Source organism: Dyadobacter sp. (assembly GCF_051859145.1).
In the GTDB taxonomy this organism is placed as follows: domain Bacteria; phylum Bacteroidota; class Bacteroidia; order Cytophagales; family Spirosomataceae; genus Dyadobacter.
In genome coordinates this window covers 1-9865 of sequence record NZ_JBHYGF010000098.1, presented here as the reverse complement: position 1 = coordinate 9865, position 9865 = coordinate 1, and the positions used below count along the sequence as shown (strand labels likewise).

The following is a 9865-nucleotide window of genomic DNA, read 5'->3' as shown; positions in this document are numbered from 1 at the left end:
TTTTGGCAGCAGCTCGCTTTCTATTGTCATGAATTTAAAAGGCGGGTTCAAAAACTAGTCTGCTACTACAACTCCTTTTTCCAGCTTCATGAATCTGGTCACGCAGGAAGGTATTTCGTGCGCGTAATGCGATACGTAGATCAATGTCCTGTCCGGGGTATCACAAACTGCATTCACGACCGATTTGAAATATTCAATTGCCTCACTATCCAGTCCCTGGCAAGGTTCGTCTAAAATCAGCAGCGGCGGGTTTTTGACCAGCGCACGCGCGAGCAGCACCATTCTTTGCTGACCTTTTGAAAGCTGTGAAAAGTCTTTTTCGATCAACTGTCCTACGTGCAGCAGTTCGGCTACCTGGTGTACCCTTTGAATTTGTTCTTCCGTCAGCTTTTTGAAAAACACACCGGTTGCATCAAAAAAGCCGGAAGCGATGGTTTTGAAAACGGTTGTATTACGTGGAAAATACAAATGCAGCTCGGGTGAGACGTGGCCGATTTTCTGTTTGATATCCCAGATAGAAGCGCCGGTGCCGCCGCGTTTTTTATCAAAAAGATCAAAATCATTCGCGAAACGCTGCGGGTTATCTGCCGTGATAATGCTGAGTAGCGTAGACTTCCCGGAACCATTTGCGCCCGACAAAGCCCATTTCTCGCCTTTTCCTACCTTCCAGTTTACGTTGTCCAAAATCAATTCTGCGCCATACTTCACACGGATATTCCGCAGATCGAATGCATTCTCAAAATCAGTAAATGCAGGCGATCCGAATGCAGCCAGGTTTTCGGCTGTTGGTTTTGGCTGCGATTGTGCATTGCTGTTTGCGTGAAAGTCGGCCACCGGCTTTTTTGTGATGATTTTACCGGCATTCAATTCCAGCACGTGCGTGATGCAAGCCGGGATTTCAGTCGCGGTAGTTGCCATAATAATGGAGATACCTTCCTGCGAAAGCCGGGTCAGAGCATCGCGCAGCACTTCTCTTGAATGTACATCCAGTCCGCTGAATGCATTGTCGAGCAGCAGCAACTTAGGTTTTTTCAACAATGATTTTGCAAGAAGCATTCTTCTTGTCTCCCCGTTTGAAAGCGTAACAAAAGGGTGATCGAGTAAATGCGTCAGTGAGAGCATTTCAGTCACTTTTTGCAAATCTTCGTCGCTTACGGAAGAAGGTTTCAACTGCACCGACTTCTCGTCGATGGTACCAACAGGTTTAAGCTGGTCAGTCAAAACCGCCCGCAGGCTCGGCGCTCTTTCGGCTTCGTAGGCGTGAAAACGCTGCTGGTAATATTCTGCGCCTGCATTGACAATGCGGTTGAAAGAATAATCATTGGAAGCAAGCTCCACCACCTCGCGCAAAGGCGCATTCCATTCATAGCTGATCTTCCCGGAAAGTACCGGCCATTTGCCTGCAATTACTTCAAGCAGAATTGTTTTTCCCGCTCCATTCGGTCCCGTAATTGCCCAGTTTTCACCCGGTTCGATGTTCCAGTTGATTGCTGATAAAACTTCGGTATCGTATTTTCTGACAGAAACATTTTGAATGGAAACCACTGACATTGTGTAATTGCGAACTTTGATTGGTGCGCAAAGATTACAACTTTGACCGTAAATGGAAACAAAAAAAGCACTCCTGCCGGAATGCTTTGCGGTGTATAGCCTGCGAATGAATGCTATTGGTGTACTTCCAGATTAAACTCCTTGATCATGGCGGTCGTGAATGCAGACAGGTCGTCGGTCGTGCGGCTGGTTACGAGTCCGTTGTTGGTAACTACTTCCTGATCAATCCAGATAGCACCTGCATTTTCCAGATCGTGCTGAATTGAAACGTAGGAGGTGAGCGTGCGGCCGATCACCACATCCGCATCAATCAGGATCTGGGGACCGTGACAGATAGCTGCTACCGGTTTTCCATTTACAAAAAATGACCGTACAAATTCAATCGCTTTCTGGTTGATTCGTAAAATGTCCATTCCCATTACTCCTCCGGGGATCAGGAGTGCATCGTAGTACTCCGGCCGCGCCAATTGCAGTGGCACATTTACCTTGTATTTTTCACCCCAATCGAGGTGGCTCCATCCCCTTACATTGTCTTTATTTGGGGAGATCAGATGGGTTGTTGCACCCATTTGATCTAGGACTTTTCGAGGACAGGCCATTTCGACCTGTTCGAATCCGTCTGCAACAAGAATTGCGACTTTAATTGAATTGAGCGGCTGTAACATGGAATTTAGGTGCGGATGCAAGGGTTAGATTATTTGATTATTTAATTGTACAAAAATTATGCCAATTCCGTAATGCTGCTCTCGATCTGACTGTAATCAGTTAAGCGTCGCTTGTGCTACCCACTTGGGGAAATGTGCTATCGCGGTTCGGAACGGGCACAAACAACAAGAGCGACCCGAAAGTCGCTCTTGCCATTCATAATTATTCCTGGATTTAGATCTCCACGCCACCTACGTTTTCAAAGACGAGCTCGCCCTGTGCATTCAGCTCCATCATAATCACTGCATCCTTCGCTACTTCGCCGCTCAGAATCCCTTTTGAAAGCTCATTCAGGATTCTTCTTTGCAATACGCGTTTCAGCGGGCGGGCACCAAATGCGGGATCAAAACCATCTTCACCCAATTTGGTCAAAGCTTCGTCAGTAGCTTCGAGGGTAATTCCCTGTTCCTGCAACATTCTCTGAATTCCCTTAAACTGGATATCCACAATCTTGCGGATGTTTTTCAGACTAAGTGGCTCAAAAAGAACAATTTCATCAATCCTGTTCAGGAACTCTGGTCTTACCGAAGCTTTCAGCAGATCGAGTACCGCCTGCTTGGCTTCTTCAACTACCAAAGTATGGTTCCAGCCTTCATCTTCGGCAAATTTTTCCTGGATAATGTGGCTGCCGATGTTGGAAGTCATGATAATGATCGTGTTTTTGAAATTCGCAACGCGACCTTTGTTGTCAGTTAGCCGACCTTCGTCCAGTACCTGCAACAGAATGTTCCAAACATCCGGGTGACCTTTTTCAATCTCATCAAGCAAAATCACACTGTATGGTTTCCTGCGCACTGCCTCGGTCAGCTGGCCGCCTTCATCGTAACCCACATATCCCGGAGGCGCTCCCACGAGCCGGCTTACGGCATGGCGTTCCTGGTATTCGCTCATATCAATGCGGACCATCGCATTCTCGTCATTGAACAGGTACTCAGCAAGTGTTTTTGCCAGCTCGGTTTTACCAACTCCGGTCGGTCCAAGGAAAAGGAAGCTGCCGATCGGACGTTTTGCATCCTGCAAGCCGGCGCGGCTTCTTCTCACTGCATCGGATACTACGCCAATTGCTTCTTCCTGGCCGGCTACGCGCTGGTGCAAATGCGCTTCGAGTTGAAGCAGCTTCTCGCGGTCACTTTGCAGCATTTTGCTGACAGGAATACCAGTCCATTTAGCTACTACCTCGGCGATATCTTCCGGCCTGATCTCTTCCTGCATCAAACTTTCGGCGCTTTCGGAGTTTTGAAGGTCAGCCAGCTTTTGCTGTACTTCAGGGATCCGGCCGTAACGTATCTCCGCTACTTTACCAAAATCGCCGGCGCGCTCAGCCTGCTCGGCTTCCAGGCGCAGCTGCTCGCTTTGCTCTTTCAGCGTCCTGACTTCATTTACCTTCCCTTTTTCATTTTCCCATTGTGCCTTCAAAGTATTCCGCTCCTCGCTGAGATCGGCGATTTCCCTGTTCAGCACAGTTTCCTTATCCTTGTTATTTTCCCTCCTGATCGCCTCACGCTCGATTTCAAGTTGCATAATGCGGCGGTTCAGTTCGTCGAGCTCTTCTGGAACGCTATCCATTTCGAGGCGTAACTTGGAAGCAGCTTCGTCCATTAAGTCAATCGCTTTATCAGGCAAAAAGCGGTCGCTGATATATCTGTTTGAAAGCTCCACAGCAGCGATTACCGCATCATCCTGAATGCGCACACCGTGGTGCAGTTCATATTTTTCTTTGATACCCCTCAAAATGCTGATTGCATCGGGAATATTAGGCTCGTCGACCATTACAGCCTGGAAGCGGCGTTCCAGTGCCTTGTCTTTCTCAACGTATTTCTGATATTCCTTCAATGTAGTGGCACCGATTGCGTGCAGCTCGCCTCTGGCAAGCGCCGGTTTCAGCAGGTTAGCCGCATCCATTGCGCTCTCGCCGCCTCCGCCTGCACCGATCAGGGTATGTATCTCGTCAATGAAGAGCACGATTTCACCTTCGGAATCGGTCACTTCCTTGATCACCGCTTTCAGACGTTCCTCAAACTCACCTTTGTACTTGGCGCCGGCAATCAGCAATCCCATATCGAGGGACACGATGGTTTTCGATTTCAGGTTTTCAGGAACATCGCCCTGTACAATCCTTTGCGCCAAACCTTCCACGATCGCGGTTTTACCCACACCCGGTTCTCCGAGCAGGATCGGGTTGTTTTTGGTACGGCGACTTAATATCTGCAAAACGCGCCTGATCTCTTCATCGCGGCCAATCACCGGATCAATCTTGCCGGCTTTTGCCAGTTCATTTAAATTCTTGCTGTACCGCTCCAAAGACCGGTATTTAGCTTCTGCATTTTGATCTTTCACGGGGTTGTTTTTTCCTCTAAGTTCTTTGATAGCATTAATCAGCTTCTTTTCTTCAAATCCGAGCTCTTTCATTAGGGTAGCCGTGGCATCTTTTCCGCTCAGGATACCCAGTACCAACAACTCAATACTGATAAATTCGTCGCCAAATTCTTTCAGATAATTCTGCGCTTTGGCACCTGCCGCCGCCATATCATTTCCCAGATAAGGCTGGCCTCCGCTTACGCGCGGGTAACCGTCGAGTATCTTTTGAAGTCTGTTGTTCAGTACTTCCGGACTGATATTCAATTTATTAAGCAGGAACAATGAGGTATTCGGATCCTCCTCTAAAATCGATTTCAGCACGTGGCCGGTTTCAATCGCTTGCTGCTGATTGCCCTGAGCCATTTGCGCAGCGTGCTGGATTATTTCCTGCGCCTTAATGGTATATTGGTTAAAGTTCATGGCGATGATTTCGTTGTAATTGACTTTACCTTGTTACGAAAAATCATGTGCCGGAATGTAAATCCGGAAATTTTGGCATTAAAGCTCTGTAATCTTCGAAAAAGCGGACATTATGTCAACTATTTTCCTGGATATAAGACAAAATAAAAGCTGCCCGGTTCGCAGGCAGCTTTCGTATTTGTTGTTGTAACCTCAAAGGTCGGTTTGTGTTTTCAGGAGGTCTTCCAGCGTTTCGCGTCTTCTTACAAGTTTTGCCTCTCCATTGTCGATCAGCACTTCGGCTGGCCGGATGCGAGCATTGTAGTTGGAGCTCATCGTCATTCCATAAGCTCCCGCATTCAAAAATGCAAGTACGTCGCCGGTGCGTACTTCGGGCAGTTCGCGGTCTGTTGCAAATGTGTCTGTTTCGCAGATATAACCTACTACATTGTATTTCTTCGGCTCGCCATTTGGATTGGAAAGATTGAGAATGTGGTGGTAGGAACCGTACATCATCGGGCGGATCAAATGGTTGAGACCCGAATCAACGTGCACGAAATTGCGCGCGGGATCTTCTTTTACCACGGTCGTTTTTACCAGTAAATAACCTGCCTCGCTGACCAGAAATTTGCCTGGTTCAAACCAGAGTTGCAATTCGCGGCCGTATTCTTTGCAGAACTTTTCAAAGCGCTCGGAAATGTTTTTACCCAGAAGCGCCATATCAGTTACTGCATCGCCGGGCAGGTAGGAAACTTTAAAGCCGCCGCCCAAATCTATTACTTCTAGGTCGGGAAAATGCTTGGCTGTTTCAAAAAGAATGTCAGCCACTTTCAAAAAAGGCTCTGCGTCTTTGATATCAGAGCCGGTATGCTGGTGCAGACCGATGATTTTGATATCGTATCTTTTAACAACTTCCAGTATTTGATCCAATAAAAGCACCGAAATCCCGAACTTGGAATCAGCGTGCGCGGTCATGATTTTCGCATTGCCGCCTGCGGCTACGTTTGGTTTGATCCGGATCAGGCAAGGTTTGGTGTTACCGTAAGTTTGTCCGAACCATTCAAGCAGCGGAATGCTGTCGACATTCACAATTGCACCTGCGTCTACTGCTGCTTTTACTTCTTCAAAAGGAACCCCGCTCGGTGTAAATGTAATCTGGCTTGCAGTATAGCCTGCAATCATTCCCATTTCCAGTTCTCCCGGCGAAACTACGTCGAGCTCCACACCGATCGAACGCATCAGGCGAAGTATCGCAAGGTTGGTGTTGGCCTTGCAGGCATATTTGATCTTCATATTAATACCCGCAAAAGCTTCCTGCAATTCGCCTGTTTTGCGGCGGATAGTGCCGCCATCGTATAGGTAAAGCGGACTCCCGTAAGTATTCAGGAGTTCAACCGGATCAATGTTCTGAATGGAAAATGTATTTTGTTCTGCGACTTGCATTGAGATAGCTATGAAAAAAGGATGTCGTGATTCTTGTAGTTGGGTTTATTTGCAATAAAGATCGAGGTAACCCGCCATTTCCTGTTGAATGGACTGTGCTTCCTGTTTTGCTTTTTGTGCAAAATCTTTGTCGCTGCCCGCATAGATAATGCTTCTCGATGCATTAACGAGCAAGCCGCAGCTGCTGTTCATTCCAAATTTGGAAACTTCTTCCAGGTTGCCGCCCTGCGCACCTACGCCGGGAACGAGCAGAAAATGATCGGGAACAATGGTGCGTATTTTCTCGAACTCCGAAGCCTGGGTCGCGCCTACTACGTACATGATCTGATCCGCGCCGGCCCATTCCTGCGAGGTTTTCAAAACATGCTCAAACAATGCGTTACCGCCAACTTCGAGGCGCTGGAAATCGGAACTGCCTGAATTGGAAGTTAATGCAAGCAGGATAACCCATTTATTTTCATATTCAAGAAACGGGATCACCGAGTCGCTGCCCATGTAGGGGGCAACTGTAACCGAGTCGAAGTTTAAGCCCGAAGAACTTGGGTCGAAGAATGTCCGTGCGTACAATCCCGAAGTATTCCCGATATCGCCGCGTTTTGCATCGGCTATCGTGAAATGCGATTTGGGGATGTATTCCAATGTTTTCTGCAGACTTTCCCAGCCTTTTGCACCCAGCGCCTCGTAAAACGCAATATTAGGTTTGTAAGAAACGCAGTAGTCGGCCGTCGCGTCAATGATCTGTTTGTTGAATTCAAAAACCGGATCGGCACTCTGGTGCAGGTGTGAAGGGATCTTGCGAATGTCAGTATCCAGGCCCACGCAGAGGTAGGTTTGTTTCGACAGGATCTGCTCGGACAGTTCTTTATAAGTCATGTTTCGGGAAATATTGCGGTGAAATTACAACGTCTGGCAATAGATTCATAAATTTGCCTGACAATAAGATCGCATCTATAATCACCAAGAACAAGACTTTCATGCATATTCGAGAAACATCCATTTCCGGTTTAGTAGAGATTTTCCCACGCGTTTTCGAAGATGAGCGGGGGATGTTTTTTGAATCTTTCAACAAACAGGTATTTGAAAATCTTGGCTTGCCGACTCACTTTGTGCAGGATAACCAGTCTTTTTCAAAGAAAGGTGTTGTGAGAGGATTGCATTTTCAGAATGAACCGTTCGCGCAAGGTAAGCTGGTGCGGGTAATTTCGGGTGTTGTTCTGGATGTAGCTGTCGATATCCGCCCGGATTCTCCCACTTTCGGTCAGTACGAGATATTCGAGCTGCGTGGGGACAAAAACAATTTTGCCTACATTCCCGAAGGTTTCGCGCACGGATTTGCAGCGGTTGAAGATGCGATATTCAGTTATAAATGCACGAATATCTATAACAAACAAGCTGAGTCCGGGATTTTGTGGAATGATCCCGATCTGAATATTGACTGGGGTGTTACTAACCCGAATGTATCGGAGAAAGATCTTGTATTACCTACATTGAAATCCCTTTTTCCTGATAAAGTAATCAGCGCCTGATTATTTTTCGAAGAGTTCTTCTAGTGCTTTGGAGGCAATTTTCTTGGCCGAGCTCGGGTTTTGCCCGGTGATCAGCCGCTCGTCCATTTCGATGAATTCCATAAACGGGATCATGGATTTGGTATAATGCGCGCCGCCTTCTTTGAGTTTGTCTTCCAGGTAAAACGGTACTTCGCTGACAAAGCTCATCAGGGTTTCTTCCATGTTTGAAAAACCGGTCAGGTACTTGTCGCGGATCAGCAGCGTTTCGTCTGAGAGCTTTACATTCAAGAGTGCGCAAACGCCGTGACTTACCGCAGCTATCATTCCATTTCGCTCGTAAATGGTCCGGGTAATATCCTGCAATGCGGTGTTTTCTGTAAAATCCCACATCGCACCGTGGCCTCCGGCGAAATAGATCAGGCGGTAATCGGAAGCGTGGACCTGCTCAGGCCGGAGTGAATTTTGGAGTTTGTTTTGGAAATCTGCATCCTGCCAGTAGCGCGCATTACATTCATCTTTCAGGTCGAAGCTCCTTTCATCGACAGGAATATTACCTCCTGCAGGGCTGGCAAAATCCATCAGAATGCGCCGTTTTACCATTACATCATAGAAATGCGTCACTTCGCTCAGCCACAATCCTGTCCTGGAAGGTTTGGTAGGGTAGTTTTGGTGGTTGGTGCAAACGATCAGAACTTTCATGGCGGGCAGCGGGAATGGTTACTGCGCGAAATATACTAAATCCCGGTAAAGCTTTGCAGCGCCCGCCAGAGAATCAGGTAGATTGATCAGGATAATAATTGATTTTTATAGGCAAATGCAACTGCCGCTGCAGTACTTTTTGTGCCCGTTTTTTCAAGAACGCGAAGCCGGTGTCCCTCCACGGTTCTGACACTTATGAACAGCTTATCGCCGATTTCCTGCGTGGAGAGTCCGTCGCAGATCAGCTGCAATACTTCCTTTTCCCGCGACGAAAGTGCCACGTTGCATGCATTCGGGAATAGCGGGTGTTTGTTGACCTGCCTGTTCACCATTTTGCGGTGCATTGCTTTGGACACAAAGTCATTATAGTAAAAACCTTCTTCATCAACCCGGCGGATTGCTTTTTCAACTTCGTCGGGGCTGGTATCTTTCAGCAAATAGCCCTGCACGCCTTTTTCCAGCATGTGAATTACAAATCGGTCTTCATTGTACATGGAAACCACGATCACCTTGATATTCGGAAATCTTTCGAAGGCGGCTTCGGTAGCCTGGATTCCGTCCATGACCGGCATTTGCAGGTCCATGAAAACGATATCGGGTGTATTGGCGGGCAGCCGGTCGAGCAGTTCCTGACCGTTTGCGGCTTCCAGTATAAATTCAAAGTCGGGAATGCCGCTCAGCATGGATATAAATCCTTTTCTGAATAGTTCGTGATCGTCGGCAATGCCTAGTTTAAGCGTTTTCATATTGGTTTAAGCATTCACTTTTTCTCTTCGGAAGGGATGTAGCGGCTCGGGTTTGTTTTCGGAAATCGGCATAACCGGGATGCGCGCGCAGGCACTTGATCCTCCTGTTTCCGGTTTTTCGTAGTGGACAGTGCCATTTACAATAGCCAGCCGACTTTCAATACCTAATAACCCCAGTCCCGCCAGGTTGTTTTCTTTGATTTTATCCGGGTCAAATCCTACGCCATTATCAGTAACCCGCAGCCCGATCATTTTATCGTCAATATCAAGCGCAATTTCGATACTCGAACAGCTCGCATGCTTGATTGCGTTATTGACGAGTTCCTGCATAATGCGGTACAATGTCAGTTCGAGCTTTTGCCCCTGCCGCGGAAATTCGGCTGTGCTGGATTGGAAGGAAATAACCAGGTTATTGTCTTCCTCCAATTTATCAATGAACTCTTCGATCGCTTCCAG

Annotated in this window: 9 protein-coding genes; 1 reads left to right on the top strand and 8 read right to left on the bottom strand. The window is 47.4% G+C overall.

What is annotated here, in order from left to right; all coding sequences use genetic code 11:
• Positions 1-54: 54 nt before the first annotated feature.
• The 5 genes from ACTIE6_RS07275 to pyrF all read right to left on the bottom strand — a co-directional run bounded on the left by ACTIE6_RS07275 (position 55) and on the right by pyrF (position 7329).
• Positions 55-1551 carry an ATP-binding cassette domain-containing protein gene (locus ACTIE6_RS07275; protein WP_439556006.1) on the bottom strand — a complete coding sequence of 499 codons (1497 nt, stop codon included), beginning with the start codon at positions 1549-1551 and terminating at the stop codon, positions 55-57.
• A gap of 113 nt (positions 1552-1664) precedes the next feature.
• A complete protein-coding gene (locus tag ACTIE6_RS07270) occupies positions 1665-2150 on the bottom strand; it encodes a type 1 glutamine amidotransferase domain-containing protein (RefSeq protein ID WP_439556005.1) in 486 nt (161 codons plus the stop codon).
• 280 nt (positions 2151-2430) lie between these two features.
• Entirely contained in the window at positions 2431-5034 is a 2604-nt protein-coding gene (gene clpB, locus ACTIE6_RS07265; protein WP_439556004.1) for an ATP-dependent chaperone ClpB, read from the bottom strand.
• A 192-nt stretch (positions 5035-5226) separates the two neighbouring features.
• Positions 5227-6456: a diaminopimelate decarboxylase gene (gene lysA, locus ACTIE6_RS07260; RefSeq protein WP_439556003.1), complete on the bottom strand. Its 1230-nt coding sequence runs from the start codon at positions 6454-6456 to the stop codon at positions 5227-5229.
• 45 nt (positions 6457-6501) lie between these two features.
• Positions 6502-7329, bottom strand: coding sequence for an orotidine-5'-phosphate decarboxylase (gene pyrF / locus ACTIE6_RS07255; RefSeq protein ID WP_439556002.1), 828 nt, complete (start codon positions 7327-7329; stop codon positions 6502-6504).
• 101 nt (positions 7330-7430) lie between these two features.
• On the opposite strand from pyrF, the gene rfbC reads away from it, so the two are divergent.
• A complete protein-coding gene (rfbC, locus tag ACTIE6_RS07250; RefSeq protein WP_439556001.1) occupies positions 7431-7982 on the top strand; it encodes a dTDP-4-dehydrorhamnose 3,5-epimerase in 552 nt (183 codons plus the stop codon).
• Here rfbC and ACTIE6_RS07245 read toward each other — a convergent pair whose 3' ends face one another.
• From ACTIE6_RS07245 to ACTIE6_RS07235, 3 genes are all read right to left on the bottom strand, one after another.
• Positions 7983-8663: a type 1 glutamine amidotransferase domain-containing protein gene (locus ACTIE6_RS07245; protein ID WP_439556000.1), complete on the bottom strand. Its 681-nt coding sequence runs from the start codon at positions 8661-8663 to the stop codon at positions 7983-7985.
• Between the two features lie 86 nt (positions 8664-8749).
• A complete protein-coding gene (locus tag ACTIE6_RS07240) occupies positions 8750-9409 on the bottom strand; it encodes a response regulator transcription factor (RefSeq protein WP_056286180.1) in 660 nt (219 codons plus the stop codon).
• 6 nt (positions 9410-9415) lie between these two features.
• A partial coding sequence (locus ACTIE6_RS07235) for a sensor histidine kinase (protein ID WP_439555999.1) occupies positions 9416-9865 on the bottom strand: 450 nt, incomplete at its 5' end.